14 protein-coding genes are annotated in these 22,270 nt (G+C 44.5%); 7 read left to right on the top strand and 7 right to left on the bottom strand.

Annotation, left to right across the window (positions count from 1 at the left end):
* The first annotated feature begins 87 nt into the window (after positions 1–87).
* The 3 genes from BN1765_RS18430 to BN1765_RS18420 all read left to right on the top strand — a co-directional run bounded on the left by BN1765_RS18430 (position 88) and on the right by BN1765_RS18420 (position 6,102).
* The gene (locus BN1765_RS18430; RefSeq protein WP_050616487.1) at positions 88–1,446 is read left to right on the top strand and encodes an S-layer homology domain-containing protein; all 1,359 of its coding nucleotides are present in this window, start codon (positions 88–90) and stop codon (positions 1,444–1,446) included.
* A 111-nt stretch (positions 1,447–1,557) separates the two neighbouring features.
* Complete coding sequence (locus BN1765_RS18425; protein WP_050616486.1) at positions 1,558–2,394, top strand: hypothetical protein; 837 nt, start codon at positions 1,558–1,560, stop codon at positions 2,392–2,394.
* 195 nt (positions 2,395–2,589) lie between these two features.
* On the top strand, positions 2,590–6,102 hold the full coding sequence (locus BN1765_RS18420) for a S8 family peptidase (protein WP_050616485.1): 3,513 nt from the start codon (positions 2,590–2,592) through the stop codon (positions 6,100–6,102).
* Between the two features lie 117 nt (positions 6,103–6,219).
* Here BN1765_RS18420 and BN1765_RS18415 read toward each other — a convergent pair whose 3' ends face one another.
* The 4 genes from BN1765_RS18415 to BN1765_RS18400 all read right to left on the bottom strand — a co-directional run bounded on the left by BN1765_RS18415 (position 6,220) and on the right by BN1765_RS18400 (position 11,404).
* On the bottom strand, positions 6,220–7,293 hold the full coding sequence (locus BN1765_RS18415; RefSeq protein WP_050616484.1) for a hypothetical protein: 1,074 nt from the start codon (positions 7,291–7,293) through the stop codon (positions 6,220–6,222).
* A 9-nt stretch (positions 7,294–7,302) separates the two neighbouring features.
* On the bottom strand, positions 7,303–8,742 hold the full coding sequence (locus tag BN1765_RS18410; protein WP_050616483.1) for an MBOAT family O-acyltransferase: 1,440 nt from the start codon (positions 8,740–8,742) through the stop codon (positions 7,303–7,305).
* 145 nt (positions 8,743–8,887) lie between these two features.
* A complete protein-coding gene (locus BN1765_RS18405; RefSeq protein WP_050616482.1) occupies positions 8,888–9,958 on the bottom strand; it encodes a hypothetical protein in 1,071 nt (356 codons plus the stop codon).
* A 9-nt stretch (positions 9,959–9,967) separates the two neighbouring features.
* Entirely contained in the window at positions 9,968–11,404 is a 1,437-nt protein-coding gene (locus BN1765_RS18400) for an MBOAT family O-acyltransferase (protein WP_050616481.1), read from the bottom strand.
* 546 nt (positions 11,405–11,950) lie between these two features.
* Here BN1765_RS18400 and BN1765_RS18395 point away from each other — a divergent pair.
* Positions 11,951–14,155: a phosphodiester glycosidase family protein gene (locus BN1765_RS18395; protein ID WP_050616480.1), complete on the top strand. Its 2,205-nt coding sequence runs from the start codon at positions 11,951–11,953 to the stop codon at positions 14,153–14,155.
* Positions 14,156–14,217: 62 nt separating this feature from the next.
* On the opposite strand, the gene BN1765_RS18390 is transcribed toward BN1765_RS18395, so the two are convergent.
* The 3 genes from BN1765_RS18390 to secA2 all read right to left on the bottom strand — a co-directional run bounded on the left by BN1765_RS18390 (position 14,218) and on the right by secA2 (position 18,487).
* Complete coding sequence (locus BN1765_RS18390; RefSeq protein WP_050616841.1) at positions 14,218–14,931, bottom strand: TerC family protein; 714 nt, start codon at positions 14,929–14,931, stop codon at positions 14,218–14,220.
* Positions 14,932–15,185: 254 nt separating this feature from the next.
* On the bottom strand, positions 15,186–16,082 hold the full coding sequence (locus tag BN1765_RS18385; protein WP_050616479.1) for an accessory Sec system S-layer assembly protein: 897 nt from the start codon (positions 16,080–16,082) through the stop codon (positions 15,186–15,188).
* A gap of 56 nt (positions 16,083–16,138) precedes the next feature.
* Positions 16,139–18,487 carry an accessory Sec system translocase SecA2 gene (secA2, locus tag BN1765_RS18380; protein WP_050616478.1) on the bottom strand — a complete coding sequence of 783 codons (2,349 nt, stop codon included), beginning with the start codon at positions 18,485–18,487 and terminating at the stop codon, positions 16,139–16,141.
* Positions 18,488–18,895: 408 nt separating this feature from the next.
* Between secA2 and BN1765_RS18375 the strand changes: the two genes are divergently transcribed.
* The 3 genes from BN1765_RS18375 (at position 18,896) to hutH (ending at position 22,267) form a co-directional block, all read left to right on the top strand.
* Entirely contained in the window at positions 18,896–19,954 is a 1,059-nt protein-coding gene (locus BN1765_RS18375; protein WP_050616477.1) for a glycosyltransferase family 4 protein, read from the top strand.
* A gap of 140 nt (positions 19,955–20,094) precedes the next feature.
* Positions 20,095–20,532: a hut operon transcriptional regulator HutP gene (gene hutP, locus BN1765_RS18370; protein WP_261797565.1), complete on the top strand. Its 438-nt coding sequence runs from the start codon at positions 20,095–20,097 to the stop codon at positions 20,530–20,532.
* A gap of 250 nt (positions 20,533–20,782) precedes the next feature.
* Positions 20,783–22,267: a histidine ammonia-lyase gene (gene hutH / locus BN1765_RS18365; protein ID WP_050616839.1), complete on the top strand. Its 1,485-nt coding sequence runs from the start codon at positions 20,783–20,785 to the stop codon at positions 22,265–22,267.
* Positions 22,268–22,270: the final 3 nt, after the last annotated feature.

The raw sequence follows: 22,270 nt of genomic DNA, 5'->3' as shown, positions 1-22,270 counted from the left end.
TTTTTATTTATAGTATTCAGATAAATAGATTTAAAGAGTAATTGCACTGACTACACACCACAGAAAAACAGGGAGAGACATGAGAGGATGGCTTATCAACCAAAAGCGTTTCAAAAGTTCATAGCTGGTGCAATGGCAGCAGCGCTCGTAGCGTCACCCACAGCTTCTGCGGGCACCTTCACGGATGTGGCTCCCCGATATGGAGAAGCAGTCGATTTTCTATTGGGTTATGGCATTCAAGGGATTTCCACGACAAAATTTGGTGTGCCAAATGAAATCAAACGTGTCGACGCAGCCATTATGCTGGCGAAGGTATTAGAGTTGGATATAGAAAATGCGCCTGATTCGGGATTTACGGATGTCCCAAAACGCGGTGTGAAATATATCAATGCACTGAAAGAACAAGGCATCACAGTTGGCAAGACTACTGCCACATTTGATGCGCATAGCACAATTACCCGCGGCGAGCTGGCGGTTTGGATTCAGCGCGGATTTGGGCTGGAAGGCGATACCCAGGTGTATTTCTCCGATGTAGCCCCTAAATACGTTGAAGCGGTATCTGCGCTCGTGGAAAATGGCATTACAGACGGCATCACGGAAACACAGTTTGGAACCGGAAAGAAAGCCAAACGCGGTGATTATGCGATTTTCCTGATGAGAGCGTTTGATGCTACATTCAATCGCGGTGAAGGTGTCGGCAGCTGGATCCAATTGAATGAATTGGACTCATCGGTCTATACAGAAGATAGAAATATAGAAATGCCTTATCACTTGTATGATGAATATGGTGAAGAGATCCGATTTTTTCCTCATTTGCCCAATGAAGATGGAAAAGAAGATGTGGAAGTGATTGATGGAATCGAATTTACTTCTTCTAACCCTGTAGTGATGGATGTCGATTCTCTATCTGTCGACGAAGAAGGGAAGGCTTTCTTTGATGCAGGCGTTTCAACCGGGACGGCTATTGTGACCGCTAAATCTTTGATTACGGGCCAAATAGCGCAAATGGCCATAGACGTGGCCGACAAGGATGACATCGATATCGTTCCTCCGGTTATTTCATCGGCTTCTATCAGGATGAATCCCGATTCTCAAATCATCGTGGAGTTTATAGTAGAAGAGGAAATCGATCTGTCGGTGAAACCAGGCAATCAATCCAATGTCATTCTTGAGTACCAGGTGAAGGAAAACGGAGAATATGTGACGAAGAAAACGAAAAATAAAACATGGCCTGGCTATTTGAAAGTAAAGAACGAAGATGGTATTGAAGAAAAATATGGCCCTGGCCTGTTGAATGATAGTAGATACAAAAGCATTCTGCCTGCCGGCCAAACAATCAGCACTTCGATGAGCGGCAATGACTGGCTGAATGATGAATCGCTGCGCATCATTTTAACGGTCAAGGACCGGGCGGGCAATTCTGCAGAAAAAGTTTTGGCGCTATAGTAAGGATGAACAGAATTGTCCTTTAAGGTGATTCTTTTTCGGTTTTTTGGAATAATAAACGGGTAGAGGAAAGTGAATAATTTCACAAGCGGTTAGGAGGCTCAGGATGGAATGTTTACCCCTAAGAAACGACTGTTAATCTTGACTAACTTTACTGCAGCGATGTTCCTGATGTCAGGTACTTCTTCCTTCCATGATGTGGAGGCTGCCGCTGAGGCTGATACATATCGCTTTAACGCCAAAAGTGCCGACGGTGTCCTCTCCTCCCAGACTGTTGCGTATCGTGCACCGGAAATGAAGGTTATAAATGAACAGCTATTAACGATTGAAGGGGATCAATACTTGATTATTACCTATGACCGTGAGATCAAGAGCGTAGCTGAGCATCCGACCATCCGTTTCCACACGAAAGACCAAAATGGCAAAGACCAAGTCATTTATAACGAAAATGCAATGGTAGAAAAGCATGAGGTCGTGAACGGCAGGACAAACCAAATCCGCATTAAGCTCCATAAACTGCAGGATTACACGAAGTACGATCCTATCCTCCCTGAAAATCTCACAACGGGATACAATGGCGAAATAGCGCCGGAAATATATTTGGGTGAATTTTATACCGGTGATGTGAGAGAGGGGCTGCATTCAACGATTAATGTGAGTATCGTTGCCCACAATCCCGGCAAGGTAATCGTTGCTTTTTCGGAAAAAGTCCAGCTGAAGCAGGCGTTGCAGAAAGAGTTTTATGAGGTAGATGGCGCTGAAATCGAAGCGATTAAAGAGATCAGCCAAGGTGATGACGAAACAACAGTAGAGTTAACATTAAAACCTGGCACGATTAAACAGGAAGGGACAAATGAGTTCCGAGTGAAGCCAATCGAGTCATCTGTTCCCTTGACAGAAGCGAATCCTATGATTGGCCAACGATTATTTCTCATTGAAGATGAATAGACAGAACAGAGGCTGTTTCAAAAAGGAAGCAGCCTTTTTTGTCGATTCTTGTCTTTAAAAGATTCCTATAATCCTGAAACTTTTCTCTGATTCGTTCGTCTTATAAATAGATGGTATATTTTTCTTTTTTATCATAAAATTGTAAGTGTACCATAGAGTTATAGAGTCTGTTTTTAATATACAAGGGGGAGAACTATGAAGAAAAATAGGAAGAAATGGGCGGCTGCTGGCTTCAGCACTGTGCTCGCCGCTTCGATGGCATTGCCGTCGGCTGCATTTGCGAAGGAAGAAAGCGCTAAAATAGTTTCTACAAGCGCATCTTCTATGATCCATTCGTGGAAGGAGAAAAACGAAGACCAATCGAACAAATTTCCGGTAAGCGAAGATTCCTTTGTGATTAAATATAAAACACCATTAACAGCTGCTGAGCACAAGGCTGCCGGAGGAACTGTGAAACGGCAAGTCAGCAAACTAAATTATGCAGAAATAAAGGTTAAGAATAAGGCTAACTTATCCAAAGTCATGAAAACATACAGCAAACTTGGAAAAGTAAGATCTATTTCGCCAAGTTATTTGTATAAAAAACTGGAAACAACAAGTGATCCAAAGGCAGGGCAGCAGTACCAGCATACGATGTTACATACAGACCAGGCGCAGCGTCTGGCCGGGAAAAATCAAGTGATTGTTGCCGTGGTGGATGGCGGCGTTGATATGAATCATCCTGATTTAAAGAATATCCTATTGCCGGGTTATAACGCGGCTAATCCAGCGAACCAGCCGCTTGCCGATTCTCATGGCACCCATGTGGCCGGCATCGTTGCCGCAGAAAAAGGCAACGGCATCGGCGGGCACGGCATAGCAACGAACGTAAAGATTCTGCCAGTTGATGTATTTGATGGATTTATTGCGACAGACGCCACTATTGCTGAAGGAATTATGTATGCGGTCGATCATGGGGCAAAAGTTATCAATATGAGTCTGGGCGGATATGGCGATTCACCGATCATGAGAGAGGCAGTGGCTGCTGCCATCAGCAAAGGCGTAACAGTAGTGGCTGCGGCAGGAAATGATAACAGTGATATGGTCAGCACACCGGCCGGTTATGAGGGAGTCATTTCAGTAGGCAGTTTAAACAGTGACCGCAAATTGTCTTCTTATAGCAATTACGGCCCGTCCGTCGATGTTGTTGCGCCTGGCGAGGATGTATACAGCTCGCTGTATGATCCGGATAAAAAATCGACTTACGATAAGATGAGCGGAACGTCAATGGCATCTCCTGTCGTTGCGGGAGCTGCAGCATTGTTGTTGACGAAGAATCCGAATCTCACTCCAGCACAGGTAGAATATATTCTAGAAAAGACAGCGGATGACTTAGGGGAACGAGGATATGACCTAAAGTATGCCAATGGTGTTATTAATCCGGTGAAGGCGTTATCTTACAATGTCAAATCGATTCCAGCGTACGTTAAAGGCGAGTTATCCAATCAAGAAGTCTTGAAAGAAGCGGCAGAAGTAGATGCCACGAAGAAGATTGAAAAGCAAGGAAAGCTGACTAAGCCATTTGAACAGCAATGGATTAAGTTCGACGTGAAAAAAGGCCAATATATCCAGAATGTCCTTAACGGCAGCAAGCAATATGATTATAAAATCATGGTTCGCTTCTTCGGGACAAATGGCCAAGTGCAATCTGAAGAAGTGAATGAGACCCAGGATGGCAGTGTGGAAGCTAAGTTGATTCAAGCACCGTTTGACGGCACGGTCGCCATAGGCGTAAAGGATGTCAACGGCAATTATGATGACAGCGGCAGGGAAGCATCATCCTATACATTGTCTGTGGAAACAGCCGATCAGCTTCCGGCTGATGAATCTTCTACGGACCGCATGATCGATGTAGATCCTCTCCCTTATAAAACACCGCAGCCATTCACGATAGCTGGGGAGAATGGCGATTATGATTACTTTAAACTGAAAGTAAAAGAGAAGCAGTCGGTCAAGGTTGATATGTCGGGGATCGCCGGGCTTAATACGGCGATTGAACTATATAATATAAGTGCACTGACAGAAGACCAGGAAATGACTGCTGAAGAAAAACAAGCTTTCCTGAAAGAAACATTGGAGGGCGAAGACAGTTATATGTGGGATATGATGGCTGACCGCAAAGGAATCGGCCAAGGGGAAAAACTAAACTTCACAGCTGAGCCGGACCAGGAATATATCATTAAAGTAAGGGGCGATGGCGGAGGCTCGTATGGAGGAATGTTCATCACATTTGGCTCCCTTTTCGCAGAAACAATCGGTATGAGCAACGATGAAGAGAAAAAGCCATCCTCTTTATTGCCGTATACATTATCTGTTGAATCCAAAGCAGTTACGGAAGATGAAGACGGGTTGAATGAATCTTCTCTGTACGGTGGCGAAGAGGATGAATCAGCTGAACAAGAAGCCGTACCCGAACGGCTGAAAAAGCGTAAAGGTTTGGTTAAGGCCTCAGCGGTAGATCCTTATTTTGCCGAACAAACAGAGCGGATCGACCAAATCGTCGGACAGGCTCTTCCATTCACCATAGGGGAGAAGGCTTCCGGTTATATCCAAGATAACGCGGATATCGATTTTTACCTTGTAGAGCCTGAAGAATCAAGTATCCTTGATTTCACTGTCCAAAATAAAGATGGCATTTTGCCTTTGATCGAGATTAATGAAGTAGTGGAGCAGGAAGAAGCGAATGGGGACCGTTACGTATCCCTTAATCCCATTTCAAATAATTTTGATTGGGCCAGCTATGAAAACACATTGAAAGACCGTTTTTACACGGGTCTTCAAAAAGGGAAAAAATATGTAATTGCTGTCGGCAACGATTGGAGTACAGGAAGTTCAGTGTCATATGAGCCTTATGAAATACAAGCTAGCATCGTTGCATCGAATGTCGAAGATGAATTTGAGCCAAATGATGAAACGACAGCGGTTAAGCTGCCATCCTCGTCATTCCAAGCAAACGTAGCGATGCCGAATGATGTTGATTCCTATTATTTCACTGCTGAAAAAACCGGAATTAAAGCCGTGACGTTCCAAGTAGGAAAAGCCGATTATCCAATGCAATTGAAGTATCCGCAAGAGTTATTGAGCCAATATCATCCGATAGGGCTTCTGTACGAAGATACAGATAATGACCATAAAATAGATTACGAGAAAGATGTGCCCGTTACTATTTTATTGAAAGGACCGCTTGGGTTTACTTCAGGTTCTTTCAAAGTAACGAAAGGAAAAAGCTATATTATCCAAACGGCAGGCATGATGATGGATGACACTTCTTTTTCACTGCTTCCATATACGATGACAATCACCGACATGGACCGCAAAGACGAATCGACCGGTACTAAACCAGTGGCGATGAAAAAAGAATCAGCTACTGCCTTCAGTGCATCCGGTTATTTGAATGCTGGAGTGACAGGCGGAGATACCGATTGGTTCACATTTAATCTGGCCAAGGACGCCAAAGGCACCATTTCATTGGCTACTGGGCGTGAAGGGGACGGCGTAATCGATATCTACCAGAACGGAAAACTGATTAAGCATTCCGATTCATTCATGCAGGATGATGAAGAAGTGGTCGTATTGAACCTGAAAAAAGGCAGCTATCAAGTCAAGGTAAGCGATGCTAAAGGCGTTGCTAGCATTACACCATATAAGCTAAAAGTCAATATGAAGTAAGAGTGGAGGCTGTCCGAGATCGGGCAGCCTTTTTTCGCTGATATGCCTGGCTTAGCTTGGGATTGTAATGACTACTAAAAAAGCCACTGAGAATTCTCAGTGGCTTTTGTGCATCTGTCAGCTGCCTGTTTGCTTGGCACTTTTCTCCGCTACCAAACGGTTTCCTTCTTTATTGATGATCGCCAGCTCTTTCCGATAGTTGCCGGGAGTCAGGACTTTCCCAAAATCAGCCGGGACTCCGTTCGTATCATTGCTCAGGCTCTTGGCGATGAGCGTTCCGACTTCCGGGTAATAATGGTGGCCATCGAAGTAGTTATTGATATTATTGGTAATCGAGTTAGGATACATGAAATTATGCACTTCTCCGAAGACGGACACGACATCATTGATCCAGCGGTTGTAATCCGGCAGGCGCTTGCTTTCGACAAGGGCTTGAAACAATTCGCTTGAAATAGGCGTTGTGAAGACGATGAAATTGGTGTTCGGGTTGTTTTTCTTCAACTGTCTCAGATAGCTAGCGTAATAAGGATTATATTCATAGGTCTTGCCGTAGAAGACGTGCTTGAACTTCTGGATTTTCGCTTCTGTTTGCTTTTCAGTTTTTTCCGGATCGATTTTCTTTGCGACGGCGACATTGTCGCGGTTATAATTCCGTTCGTCGACCACTTTGCCATCCAGGGACATCTTGAAGTTGCCATATGCATATTTCAGCACATCCCAGGAAAAGAAGTTCTTTGTCCGGAAGAAAGGCTTGTCTTCTTTTTCAATATAATTATCCAGTGTGCGCAAGGCCGAGCTTTGGTCCAGGCTTGTCTTGAAGAAGTCGAGCCCGATAATAACATTCTTAAATTCTTTGCCGCGGCGCTCCTTGGCATATTCGAGGAATGAGTTGTATTCCCGGACAGACATATTGCTTACCGAGAAATTATAGACATCCATCCCTTTGAAATCATGCTGGTTGATATAGGTGCTACGGCTGCTCCCCAACAGCAATGAATCATAAGGGAAAGGCTGATACTTTATGGCGATGGTTTTTTGCTCCCTTTCATCAATCACGGTCTGCACCTGATTGAACCGGTTGGAAGAGCTAAACATCCATAAAGGGTCGATTAGGTAGATGAAGGAAGAGGTCGCCGTGAGAACCACAATGACAATGAGCAATACTTTAAAAACAAAATGTTTGTAATTCATGGATTCACCCTAAAAGTTAAAGTATAAGAACGTAGATACTTTTTGGAATTGGAAAATGCAATAAATCAATAGAGCCGAGCAAAAAACAGCGTTAAATGTATTCGGTTTCAAATCATCCCGCAGTTCCAGGGAGTTTTTGGCTGTGACGGCTATAATGAATGCTGCAAGCAATGCCAGGGCAGCCGTCAGGAAACTGGGTGCCAATTTGAATGCATACACGGGAATGTCTGCTGATAGATGGAATGCCTTCTGCACCTGTTTGGGCAGGGCAAAACCGTTCAAGCCGAGCATTCCTTTAAAGACATTCTTTGCTTCGCCGAAAGTGGGCGCACGGAAAAATACCCAAGTAGCGTTAACGAACATGAATGTAATGAACCATGCGAGCCATTTGTTCATCGCGAAGCCGGCTTTTTGCCATAGACGGTTGATGACACTGGCAAAACCGTGCAGCAGCCCCCAAATGATGAATGTCCAGCCAGCTCCGTGCCACAATCCGCTGATGAAAAAGATGATCAGAATATTGACATAGGTTCGGACATTCCCTTTCCGGTTTCCTCCCAGAGGAATATAAATATAACGTGTTAGGAAGTTGGACAGCGTAATATGCCAGCGCCGCCAGAAATCCTGGATATTCAATGCCTTGTAAGGCGAATTGAAGTTCCTCGGCAAAGCGATATTAAGCAATAATCCGGCGCCGATGGCCATATCGGAGTAGCCGCTGAAATCGAAATATAATTGCAGCGTATAGGCCAGTGATGTGAACCAGGCATCGATGAATGTCAGCGATTCGGTCATGCTGTAGCCCTGATTGGCCCAGATGGCAAAATGATCGGCTATTCCGACTTTTTTGAACATCCCGATGCTAAAAATAAACAGACCCATCGCAATATTCCGATAGTTAATATTACGCTTGCTTCGGTCTTCGAATTGCTTCATCACATCGCTATGCTGAACGAGCGGGCCGGCAATCAAATGCGGGAAGAATGTAACAAACAGGCAGTAATTATAGAACTTATAATTCTTCGTTTCGAAACGATAGGAATCTACCAAGTAGGCAATCTGCTGGAATGTGTAGAAAGAAATGGCCAGCGGCAAGACAATGTTGAGCAGCGGCAGGCCCGTAGGAACCACTGAATTGACGCTTCTTACGAAGAAATCATAGTATTTGAAGAAGCTGAGAAGTGCCACATTGAAGACGATGCCGACTGTCAGGATGGATTTCCTGTATTTCCGGTTTTCTTTCCCCAAGTATGTCCCGATAGTGAAATTCACAATCAGCGAACCGACGACAAGCGGGACGTATTTCGGGTTCCAGTATCCATAGAAGAATAGTGATGACAATAACAGGAATACTTTGGACGCCACGAAATTGATTTTATTCAATACAAAATAAAGGATAAAAACAATAGGCAGGAACAAAAAAATAAATTCAAACGAGTTAAAAATCAAAGCTCATTTTCCCCTTTGTTGGTTGGTGATTTATTCATTTTTCTACATTCTACTACAAAAACCAACTTATTTATATACATACTTAGACAATCACGGTGGAAACCAAAAAAACAGCGTGCTTTTTAAGGCACGCTGTCTGAAGCAATCAGTTTATAGTTACCGATGGTTTCTCCTGAGCCAATAGTTTGCTGTGGCTGTCGATTATGGCGAGATGGTCCTCCAAATTATCGCCGGTGACAATCATCCCGAAATCGGCTGGGACCTTCTCGGGGATATTGCTCAATTTTTGGGCAATCAACGTCCCGGTTTCCGGATAAAAGTGGTGGCCGTCAAAATAATTGCCCAGATCATCCGTTACCGAATTCGGGTACATGAAGTTATGGACTTCGCCGAAGACAGAAACAATATCAGCAAGCCATCTTTTATAGTCCGGCAATCTTCCGCTTTCGACCATTGCCTGGAACAATGGCGTCGAAATAGGGGTCGTGAAAGCAACAAACTTGGTATGGGGGTTCATTTCTTTCACTTCCCGCAGATAATTGGCATACTCCGGATTGTACTGATAGCTTTCTCCGTAGAACTTTTCCTTGAACTTCTCGATTTTTTTCTCCGTTTGTTTCCTGATTTGCTCCGGTGGGACTTTTTTGGCGAATGCTACGTTTTCGCGGTTATAGTTCCGTTCCTCCATCGCAGTATCGGCAACTGACATTTTGAGGTTTGTCCATGCGTACTTCACCGAGTCCCAGGATAGCGTGTTTTTTAAACGGTAAAATGATTCATTTTGCTTTTCGATATAGTGGTCGAGCGAACGGGGAGCGGCGCTTTCTTGGATGCTGCTCTTGAAAAAGTCGAGGCCGATATAAACGGTATCGAACTCTTTTCCGTTATATTGCTTGGCATATTCAATGAACGATTTGTATTCGCGGACAGACATATTGCTTGCTGCGTAGTTATAGACTTTTTCATTGGCAAAATCATGCTGGTTGATATAGGTTGTCCGGCTGCTGCCGATCAAGAGCGCCTCGTAGTCGAATGGCTGGAAACGGATGTGGTCGCTCTTCTGCTGGCGCTCGTCAATGACCGTCTGCACGTCATTGAAAGCGTGGGAGGAGCCGAACATCCAAAGCGGGTCCATATAGTAAACAAATCCGGCCGCCAGCAAAACGATGGCAGTCACCATAGTAAATACCGTATACGCAAATGTTTTATGTGTCATATTTTCACCCTAAAAATTAAAGTAAAGAAATTCCGAAACTTTTTGCAGCTGAAAAATCGAGTAAACAAGCAGGCCGGTGCAGAAAACCGCCGTCATCCAGCTCGGCTTGAAACGGTCGCGCATCTCAATCGAGTTCTTGGCAAGGAAGGCGATCAGCATGGCGCCAGCCAACAGCACGAAGGTGTTCAGGAAATCATCCGTCAACGTATGCGCGTAAACTGGCAGGTTCAGGCCGTTCCAAAAATCGGCGATCTGTTGGGGAATTGCAAAGCCGTGCAGGCCTGCCATCCCCTTCAGGACGTCTAACGCCACTTTGAAATCCGGTGCTCTGAAGAACACCCAAGCGGCATTGACGAATTGGAAGGTGATAAACCAGGCGACAAATTTATTCAGCTTAAAGCCTGCCCGGCTCCAAAGGCGATTGACGACACTGGCCGCCCCGTGGAGCAAGCCCCAAATGATGAACGTCCATCCGGCTCCGTGCCAAAATCCGCTCGCCAGGAATACGATCATGATATTGATATATGTGCGTACAGCCCCTTTTCGGTTGCCCCCAAGCGGAAAGTAAATATAGGTTGTCAGGAAATTGGATAGTGTCATATGCCATCTGCGCCAGAAATCCTGGATGCTTGTCGCTTTGTAAGGCGAATTGAAATTCTGTGGCAGCGAGATATTGAATAGCAGGCCGATTCCGATTGCCATATCGGAATAACCGCTGAAATCAAAATACAGCTGCATGGAATAAGACAGCGATGTGATCCAGGAATCAATGAAAGTCAGAGACTCCGCCATGGAAAACCCATCGTTGGCCCAGACGGCAAACGTATCGGCAATGCAGACTTTCTTGAACATTCCGAGCGCGAAGACGAACAGTCCCATTGAAATATTGGAATAATGAATCCGGCGCTTCTTCGGATCCTGGAATTGGCCCATGACCGCGCTATGATGGACGATCGGACCAGCGATCAGCTGTGGAAAGAAGGTGACAAACAGGCCGTAATTCAGGAAATTATATTTCTTAGTCTCCAATCGATAGGAATCGACCAGATAGCCGATCTGTTGGAATGTATAGAAAGAAATAGCTAAAGGGAGCAGCAGATTCATCAGTGTAAGATTGGTAGAAAAGAGACTATTAATATTGCTGATGAAGAAATCGAAATATTTATAGAAACCGAGCATCCCTAAGTTGCATATAATCCCAAGTGTGAGAACAGTCTTTCTTAATTTCCTGCTTTCTTTGCCGAGGTAGGTTCCGACAAAAAAGTTAAACAGCAGTGAAATCAGAATTAAAGGAAGATAGCTTGGATTCCACCAACTGTAGAAAAACAGCGAGGCCAAAAAAAGCCAGAGCTTGGACAGCGCGAAACTGATTTTGTTCAGCGCGAAGTAAAGAATAAAGACAATCGGCAAGAACATAAAAATAAATTCATATGAATTATAAAGCACGGCACTTTCTCCTTAAGATGATTTTAAAGAATAGCTATGTAAAGTGTGTAAACCGCTATTATCATACTATTAATCAAGAGTGATTTCTGCCGGTTTCATGCATTTACCAAGTTGTACTAAGTTAGAGATAAAAAGGGAAGTAAACGAGAGAATTAAATAATTTAAGGAATAAAAAGATAAATTACCCAACAAAAGAAATATTTTCATATTTATCTTGTAATACGGACGCTATATGATAAAATGATTAGTGTAACACCATTTCCGTTTTGTAATACCATAAACGCAGGTCAAAGGTTGGTCGAAGGCAAAAAAGATATCTGCTGCTGAGCAGATATCTTTTTTGTGTGTCGATCAGCCTTTTTTGAGGAAGAATCAAACAATGAGTGGGTTTATAGTCTTTCAATCTTGGAAAATAGTGAAATAATCATCCGCAGTAAGACTCATTTTCGAAATAGTCCTAATGTTATTGTTTATTAGGGTTGGCACGCCTATTTTATTCCAGTAGTATGATAGATGTACTAAATCAATTAGAAGGGTTGTTGGGAATTGAAATTTTCAAAAATGGCAGCTAGTGCGATTATATGCTTCAGTGCATATTTCGCCGTCGGGGGAACAAATGGATTAGCGAAAACAGTGACACTCACACCTGGTGTCCAGTGGGATTCCAATCAAAGCGTTGTGGCCAAAAAGAATCAGTTCATTAATATGCTTCAGCTGAATATGAATGATCCTTACACATCTGTCGAAATCGGAATGTCACCGGTGCTTGAGCAAAAGAACACCGTCACGGCATTATCTAAGTTACATACAAGAGAAAACCATCACGTAGTGGGGGCGGTCAATGCTTCCATTTACCATGTAACGAGCGGGATTCCGGCTTATTTATTGGCAGTCGATCATAAGATTGTGAATTTGGGGCGCGATTTCGAGCCTTCCAATTCATTTATGAGCGTACCGGCCGCATTCGGCGTAATGAAAGACAATACAGCCAAAATCGGGCGGTTCAATATCACCATCAGCGCCTCATACAATAATCAAAGTATGAAGGTGGACAGCTTCAATAATATCCGTGAAGATCATGCGCTCAACCTTTATACAAGCAGCTACAAAGAAGACTATACAAAAACGAATCCTTACGGTCATGAAATCGTAGTGACAGGGTTAAATAAAAAAATCGATAAAGAGGCTTCCTTCGGGGAAACGGTAACAGGGAAAATTTCGGCAATCCGCTCTTATGGCACAAAGAGTTCTGCCAAAATACCGAAAGACGGCTTTGTCCTCTCCGCTTCCGGCACAAAAGCCGACGCGCTGAAAAATATGAAAGTCGGCGATTCGATTTCCGTCACGGTGGATATCGACCAGCAATGGAAGGATGCCAAGTTCATCTTGGCTAACGGCCCGCTTTTGGTCCAGAACGGAAAAGCCAATATGACGATTGCTTACAATTCCGGAAAAGCGTTGCAGCGCACGTCCAGAACGGCGATTGCCATCGACAAAACCGGCAAGAAAGTCTTCATGGTGACGGTCGATTCCAAAAAGAAAGGCAAGAGTGAAGGCATGACCATGCAAGAATTCGCCAATTATCTGGTGAGCAAGGGGGCATACCAGGCAATCAATATGGATGGCGGCGGTTCAACCACCATGGCTGCTCGAATCCCGGGCGACCGGTATGCATCACTTGTGAACTGGCCGGCGGACGGCAGCCAGCGAAGAATCTCCAACACACTGGAAGTCATCTCATCCGCGCCTTATAGCGAACCGGTGAAGATCACCGTTGCCCAGAATGGAGAGAGCAACCTGCTGGCTGGTTCTTCAACAAGTTTTACGGTCACGTCGGCCCTTGATGCCTATAACAATCTCACCCAAGCATCTTTCATTAAACCGGAGTATTCAGTAGAAGGAAATATCGGCCGTATGGAAGGGAATACATTTATTGCCGAACGTTCCGGCTCTGGATATGTTGTTATTACAAGCGGCAAAGCAGTGGTGAAAAAGCCGATCAGTGTAGAAGCGCAACCGGCAAACATGTCGGCGAATGTAGCTTCTTTACAAATTGCAAACGGCAAGACGCAAAAAATGTCCGTGACCGCCTATGGCAAGAACGGAAAAGCGATGCAGTACAGTCCGTCAGCCCTCACTTGGAGCGTGACTGGAAACATCGGAACGATTCAAGCGGACGGCACATTCACCGCTTCTGCAACAGATGCCACAGGCAGTATCATTGCCGACATCAATGGCAAGAAATTGAGCATTCCGGTTACCGTCAGCAACAAGCCTGCCGTAGTCAGCTCATTGGACAATGTGAAAGAGTGGAAAGCATCGAGCACCCGCGCTGCCACATCCTTAATCGGCAATAATAGCTCTATCCGAAAAGAGGGGAAAGGGTATATCGGCATTCAATATGATTTCCGGAAATATAAGGCTAATGTATCCGCAAGTTATATGAGCCCCGTCAAAAAACTGACTGTCCCGGGCAATCCGTCATCCCTGTCATTATGGGTATGGGGAGATGCGAAAAACCACTGGCTTCGCGGCAAAGTGAAAGACAGCAAAGGGAAAGAGTATACCATCGACTTCACCAAAGAGCATATGCTGAACTGGAAGAGTGCATGGAAACAGACGACAGCCATCCTGCCTAAAGGCATCAGCTATCCGATTTCCATCCAAAGCATTTATATCGCAGAAGGCAATGCCACTAACAAAACAAATGGCGTCGTGTATCTTGATGCACTGACTGCCAATTATAAATAAGTGAATAGGAAAGAGGCTGCCGATAGGGGCAGCCTCTTTCCTTTACTTTAGTTTGTACGGAGTTAAGCGTGCCGTCTCCGTTTGTTTTCTTTTATATAGTGCACGATGAATGTGATTGCGAATGCGGCGATCATGACTGTGAAGAAGATGCTGTTCGGGATTTCGATATCAATTAATGTGATTCCCATCTTCACGGCGATGAAGGCGATTAGGATATAGGCAGTCGTTTCAAGTTCAGGCACTTTTTGCATTAACGTGATAAATACGGTGGCAATTCCCCTCATAACAAGGATACCGAGCATTCCTCCCAGCATAACAAGCCATACTTCATCGGACACGGCGAGTGAAGCGAGGATGCTGTCCACCGAGAAACTTAAGTCCATTAATTCAATTGAAATGATGGTTGCCCAGAAGAGGCCGAATACACGGACTAAGACTCCTTTAACCTCGGCTGATTTAGGTGCATCGTCTTCTGGTTCCTTTGAAAAGAATTTCTGGCGGAAGAAGTTGATGGACAGCCATAAAAGATAAAGGGAGCCGAGTAGTTTAATGAACCATAGGTGGATCAAGTATGTCCCTAATCCGATTAAGATGAAACGGAATAGATAGGCTCCCCATAATCCATATACAAGTGCTTTCTTTTGTTGATGCTTTGGCAAACGTTGAACGAATGCAGAGAGAACCAAGGCATTATCTGCCGATAATAATATTTCCAGGACAGCTAAAGATGCGACAAGCCCCCAGCTGCTAGGCTTTGATAATTCTTCTATCCACATATGCAAATCTAATAAAGATGCATAATTTGCTAGTATGTCATGTAACAAAGTTGTTCTCCTCCTTATGGATATTATAGAACAGCGCCCGGGAAATCACTAGGGATTGCCCTGACTAGTTAGAAGATTTTGTTTTAAGTGTGTAGTAAGGTATTTTACCATAAAGTTTCGCCATCGTACTCAAAAGTTATAATAAGAAAGACGTTACAAAAAGCCCTTCTGGAAAACAGAAGGACTTTTTAGTTGGATACTATTTATTATTCTTGTACAGCGGCTACTCTCCACGTGCTGAGATCCATTTCTGGTTTCAAAAGGATGCTTGCCGGGAAGATAAATGTCCACGGTTTTGTTGTGTTTGCTTTTACTTCCAAGTCATCAAGCTGGAAGCCCCCTTTTGCGACTATTTCACCTGATGCATCCGTCACCTGCAAAGGCAGCTGTTGGATGGTAATGTTTTTCGGGCTGCCGTTGCGGATCAGGACGGTCACATGCAAATCGCCATTCTCGCGTTTGAATGCTTGCATACCCATGAAGTTGACTTCGCCCACTTTAGGCGGTGTCAGGCTATCTACAAGTTCGCGGAGTTTTTCTTTATCTTCCGTACTTAAACTGCTGTTCCAAGATTCCGCCAAGTCCAACGCATGCTTTGGCTTAATTTCAAAAGCGATGGACCAGTCAGTGGTTGAATACTGGTCCTTCATGATGATTGGATGCGGAAAGATAAACTGCCATGGGCGGCTGCTTTTGCCTGGAAGTTCTCCCAATTCAGCAAGATTGAATGCTTGACGCGCGATGGGCTGATGCTCACCGTCTAAAAGAAGCAAAGTGACTTCTTCAAATGTAATGGCCTTTTCCAACGAGTTGCGGACGAAAGCAATAGCGATCAGATCACCGTTGTCATCTCGATGCAATTCAATGGGAGCCAAAGAGATTTGGTTGGGTTTTAACGGGCTTAATTCATTGTTTAAAAAGCGGTATACATAGCCTTGTTCTTCAGATAAATCCCATGATGGGTGAAGGGATAGCTCTGTATCGATATCGGTATCTGCACTTACTGTCTCTTCACTTTCGTTTAACATGTCTGAAGCTGAAATGGTACTTTCTTTACCTTCTTTTTGTACCTTCGTATTGTTTTTACGGAAAAAGGAAAGCATCTGTGTTCCTCCTTAATGGAATGGTTGTTGGATTGTCTGTAAAAGCTGCAAGCTCTTTACGGTTGTATTTGCATCAAATAGGCCATTTCATGGGCCAATTTTTTTGTGATTTGATTATAGGATAGTTGGAACAATTCAAAGCCTTCGTTTTGGTATATCCGCATAGGATCTTCCTGTTGGTAAGAGCGGAGGCCAATGCCTTCTTTCAGGCGGGTCATCTGCTCGAGATGGTGGATCCACTGCTGGTCGATCGCAGATACCATCGCGTACTTCATGGATGTAATGAAGCCTTCGTCTTCGGTACGCTCTGCAACTCTTTCTAAATAAGCGGCTACATGCGGCTCTACTAGATCTTCAATATCTTGTTTATTGGCGATGGATTCAGGGAATTTGATTTCCTCGCCGGCTACTAAGCTGTTCAATTCCAACTGCAGTTTGTGCAATGGCCATTCTTCCGGAATGATTTCCTCCCGGCATAAGTCATCGATGACATGCTTGACGGCAAGCGGAATCATTTGTTGGACAAGTTCCGTCATCTCTCTGCCTTCGATAATGCGATTGCGCAATGAGTAGATGATGTTCCGCTGTTCGTTGATCACATCATCCAATTTTAGATTGTATTCACGCATGGAGAAGTGGGATCCTTCTACGATCTTTTGAGTCCGGTCGATAAAGTCGTACATGTTCTTATTGGTTACAAGGCCGTCTTCGTCGCTTTTGATTTTTTTGCTGAGTTTTTCCAGTTCTTCGTATGCATAACGGCTGAACATATCATCTTCCAATGATAAATAGAAGCAGCTGTCGCCGGGATCGCCTTGGCGGCCAGCACGTCCGCGGAGCTGGTTGTCGACACGGCGGCTTTCATGTTTTTCCGTTCCCAGGACGAATAATCCGCCTGTTTCAGCCACTCCTTCCCCGAGAAGGATGTCTGTTCCGCGTCCTGCCATGTTCGTGGCGATGGTGACATGGCCTTTTTGCCCTGCTACGGAAATGAGGGCAGCTTCCTGTTCGACACTTTTGGCATTCAACAGGCTGTAAGGGATGTTAGCCTTATCCAGATATTCAGCCACCGTTTCCGATTGGAGAATGGAAGTTGTACCGATCAGGACAGGCTGTTCTTTTTCGTGGCATTCCTTTACCTGCTTAACCATTGCTTTGTATTTATCATCTTTCGTCCGGTATAGCTTATCAGGATGGTCCACACGCAACTTAGGTCGGTTTGTCGGAATAGGGATGACATCCATGTTATAAACTTGAAGGAATTCTTTTTCCTCTGTTTTGGCCGTACCAGTCATGCCGGAAAGATTAGGATACATCCGGAAATAGTTCTGGATGGTGATCGATGCCTGTGTCTTGTTTTCGTCTGTAACGACCAGGCCTTCCTTGGCTTCAATCGCTTGATGCAACCCATCACTTAGGGAGCGGCCATCCATGATCCGGCCGGTGAATACGTCGACAAGTTCAATTTTTCCTTCTTTGACGATATAGTCGACATCCCGTTGGAACATGACATGGGCACGGACACTTTGGATCACATAATGGTAGAGCGTTTGGTGTTCGAGGTCATACAAGTTGTCGACGCCAAATGCTCTTTCAACCATTTCGATTCCTTTATCCGTTAAGCTGGTCGCTTTCGTTTCCGGATCGAATGTATAGTGTTCTTCTTTCTTAAAGCGCTTGGCCAACTTGGCAGAAATATAATGCAAATCAGAATTTGATTGCGTTTTTCCTGCGATAATCAAAGGTGTTTTGGCTTCGTCGATCAAGACGCTATCGACTTCATCAATAATGGCGAAATGGTATGGGCGCTGAACTTTATCGTTTTGGTTAACGACCATATTGTCACGCAGATAATCGAAACCGAATTCGGTGCCGACACCATACGTAATATCAGCTGCATAGGCTTGCTGTTTTTCATGCGGCTGCATTTGCGGAAGATTCAATCCGACTGTCAGGCCAAGGAATTCATGGATTTGCCCGATGATTTCACGGTCCCGGCCGGCAAGATAATCGTTGACAGTGATGACATGAACGCCTTTGCCTTCCAATGCCCGTACATAACTAGGCAGGGAAGCGACAAGCGTTTTCCCTTCACCAGTGGCCATTTCGGCAATGTTTCCATCGGTGAGGACAAGTCCACCAATCAATTGGACGTCAAAATGGCGCATGCCCAAAACACGTTTGGATGCTTCCCGTACAACGGCAAAAGCATCGGGAATAACATCATCAAGCTTTTTGCCGTTTGCAAGCTGGTCCTTGAACGTTTGGGTCATGGCTTTTAATTGGTCATCCGTCATATCCTGGTAGGTTGCTTCCAGAGCATTGATTTTTTGGACGGTTTTTTTGTATTTTTTTAACTTTTTCTGGCTGGAATCTGTGAGAGTAGTCTTTAAAAAGGTTAACATAAGTATTGTTTGCCCCTTATTTCTAAGTGAATTTTCTTTCATTTATTAGTAATCTCTATTTTAACAAAAGATAAAATAGAATACTATATGGTAGAGATATAAAGTAAATGAAATATTTACCTTATGCATTATACATCAATATGTACCAGATATTAAGGAAATTGGGTTTTCTATAGGAATAAAAGTGGATATATATTTATAGAAGGTATAAAGTCCTTTTTCTAGCAATAAGACAAAAATAGTTTGAAAGTTTTTGAAGGATTAAGTAAAATATCCTAGAGTGATGTTTGATTACGAAGATATCGGGAATTAAAAAGATGGGCATTACCCATTCTCTGCAAAGATAAGTTACAATTAACAATTTATTTCAAAAAAATTTGGTTATGATACTAATTGAGGAGGTACATCATGGTTTACCTTACCTTGTTAATATGTTTCTTCGCATCGCTGATTATTACACCCTTGGTAAAAAAACTGGCTTTCTTGATTGGGGCTACAGACAAGCCTAATCAACGGAAAGTGCACACGAAAATTATGCCGCGTCTTGGCGGCTTAGCGATATTTATATCCTTCTTGATCGGCCTTGCAGTACTGCGGCCAGAGCAGGAACATACAATGGCTATCTTGATCGGTGCTTGCATCATCGTCATCATTGGCGTTATTGACGATATGATGGAATTATCAGCTAAAGTAAAATTTATCGGGCAAACTGCAGCGGCGTTGATCGTCGTTCTTAGTGGTGTGCAAGTGGAATACATCAACTTGCCGTTTGACGGCGGCATCCACTTAGGCATGCTTAGCGTTCCTTTAACGATCCTTTGGATTGTCGGCATCACCAATGCCATCAACCTAATCGACGGGCTGGACGGCTTAGCTGCCGGCGTATCCACAATCGCGTTGATCACCATCTCTGCGATGGCTATGCTGAAAGGCGATCTATTTGTTATGAGTATTGGCGCTATATTGATCGGTAGCACGCTTGGTTTTCTTAAGTATAATTTCCACCCGGCGAAAATATTCATGGGTGATACAGGGGCATTGTTCTTAGGTTTTATGATTTCAGTCTTATCATTGCTCGGATTTAAAAATGTCACTATGCTTTCATTAATTGTTCCTGTAATCATTCTTGGTGTTCCGATTTCGGATACTTTCTTTGCGATTATCCGAAGAATCGTTCACAAAAAACCATTGTCTGCACCTGATAAATCGCATTTGCACCATTGCATGCTACGTCTAGGCTATTCACACCGCCAGACAGTCCTTCTTATTTATGCAATGGCAGCAAGTTTTGGATTGGCAGCCATTATTTTCTCCATGTCAACTGTCTGGGGCGCTATGATCATCGGTGTCATCCTGCTGTTGGCCATTGAGATATTCGTGGAAAAAGTAGGGCTGGTGGGAAGCGAGTATAAACCGTTGCTCCGCTTCTTGTCTACGAAAGACGCAGGCAACTCATCGGATAAATAAAAAGCGAATAAATGTGAAAAAAAACTGGCCTTTGGGCCAGTTTTTTTTGTAAGCAAATAATTGGTAACGAAAGAAATTGACAATTATTAGATTGAAATTTTACAATATATAGAAAATATCCCTTTGAAGGTGGTGCGGATTTGGCAGATCACCATAAGATTGGAAAATTGGCCGTGTTGGCGGCTATGCTTTCTGAAGAAGAAGCGGCCATGTTTCAGGAGCCGCTAAATCAAGTGCACATCTGCAGCGGAAAAGTCGGCAGCATGAATATGTCTAAAATTATTGCGGCTGTGGAAACGGCCGCCAAAAGAACAGAATTGATCTCGTCTCACTTATACAGAGAAACGCATGCCTTGTACCATGCGATCTTAGAAGCGCTCGAAGGGGTGACGAGAGGCCAATTGGCAATCGGTGAAACCATGAGGACAGTGGGGCTGCGATTCGCGGTCGTCAGGGGCGCCGCATATAATGACCCTAGAGAAGGCGAATGGCTTGCCGTCTGCTTTTACGGAACCATCGGAGCGCCGGTGAAAGGGCTGGAGCATGAAGCGATTGGGCTTGGCATTAATCATATTTAAAGGATTGTTTTGTTGAAATTTGGAGTGGAATAAGGCTGCTGGAGAGTTTGTACGCCGCTAAACGGGTGTTCTCCGCTTTTCCTAAAGATAGCTGATATCGGTTTCTAGTGATATCGACCTTTTGGGGGAGGGAGTTGCTCTGTTAGTTCATTTAATAATCTTACCTATAGTGATTAGCAATCAGGAGGTAATGATGGCTTTTTTGTTGGCCATTGTTGCCTCTTTTTGCTGTTTAAAAGGAGGAATGTGCATGGTTGAGTTGAACGGCCATGGTCTGACGATTGAGCAAGTGAAGCGGATTTGTTTGGATGATGAACCCATCCAATTAGCCCCTGATGCTGTGGAACGGGTGAGAAACAGCAGAAAAGCGGTTGAGGGAATGGTAGATAAAGGAGCAATCGTTTATGGCATTACGACAGGATTCGGCAAGCTAAGTGATGTTGGTATTAATGGATGTGACGTCGAGGCGCTCCAGCTCAATCTTATTCGTTCCCACGCATGCGGGGTGGGTTCCCCTTTTCCTGAGGTTGTCTCACGCACCATGATGGTCTTGCGCCTGAATGCTTTGTTAAAGGGGTATTCAGGCGTGCGGGAAGAGGTTGTCCGTTTATTGGAGACGTTCATCAATCGACGCATCCATCCGGTGATTCCCCAACAAGGTTCTTTGGGGGCATCGGGTGACTTGGCGCCTCTCTCGCATTTGGCACTAGCACTAATTGGAGAAGGGAAGGTGTTTGGGGACAATGGAGAAACAGCAGATACGGCAACAGTGCTGGTGAAGAACAACATCAATCCGTTGGTGCTCCAGGCGAAGGAGGGATTGGCGCTGATTAATGGCACACAAGCCATGACGGCGGTTGCTCTGCTTAACTATGTGGAAGCGGAACAATTGGCGTATGACAGCGAATGGATCGCTTCGTTGACGTTTGAGGGGCTAAGGGGTGTTGTGGATGCTTTTCATCCGCTGCTCCATGAAGCAAGAGGCTATCCCCAGCAGTCGGCAGTAGCCGAACGAATGCGCAATTGGCTGCAGGGAAGCTCTTTGGTATCCAGGCAGGGAGAAATACGCGTGCAGGATGCCTATTCTTTGCGCTGCATCCCACAGGTCCACGGCGCCTCTTGGCAGGTGTTGGATTATGTGAAGGAAAAAATCGAGATTGAAATCAACGGAGCGACAGATAATCCATTAGTATTCGGTGAACAGCTTGTCCTTTCGGGAGGCAATTTTCATGGGCAGCCGATTGCGTTCAGTATGGATTTTCTGAAAATCGGCGTGGCAGAGCTGGCCAATATGTCTGAAAGGAGAATCGAAAGGCTCGTGAATCCGCAATTGAACGATGGCTTGCCGGCTTTTTTGAGCCCGGAGCCCGGCCTTCAATCGGGAGCGATGATCATGCAATATGCGGCGGCTTCACTGGTCTCGGAAAACAAAACATTGGCCCATCCTGCCAGCGTTGATTCCATTCCTTCCTCTGCCAATCAGGAAGACCATGTGAGCATGGGGACAATCGCTGCCCGGCATGCGGGGCTTATTATTGAGAATGCCCGCCGCGTCCTGGCCATAGAATGTATATGTGCCATGCAGGCAGTAGAATATCGGGGAATCGATCAAAGTTCGCCTGCACTTCAGAAAAAGTGGAAAGAAATGCGCCGCCATATCCCGGCTATTGCACAAGACCGGGTTTTTTCATACGACATCGAGGCCATGGATCGTTTATTGCGGGTTATTCAATAATAA

Source organism: Bacillus testis (genome assembly GCF_001243895.1).
Classification (GTDB): domain Bacteria; phylum Bacillota; class Bacilli; order Bacillales; family DSM-1321; genus Bacillus_AD; species Bacillus_AD testis.
Note: the sequence above shows the minus strand (reverse complement) of the source record. Positions and strands in the feature narration are given on the sequence as shown.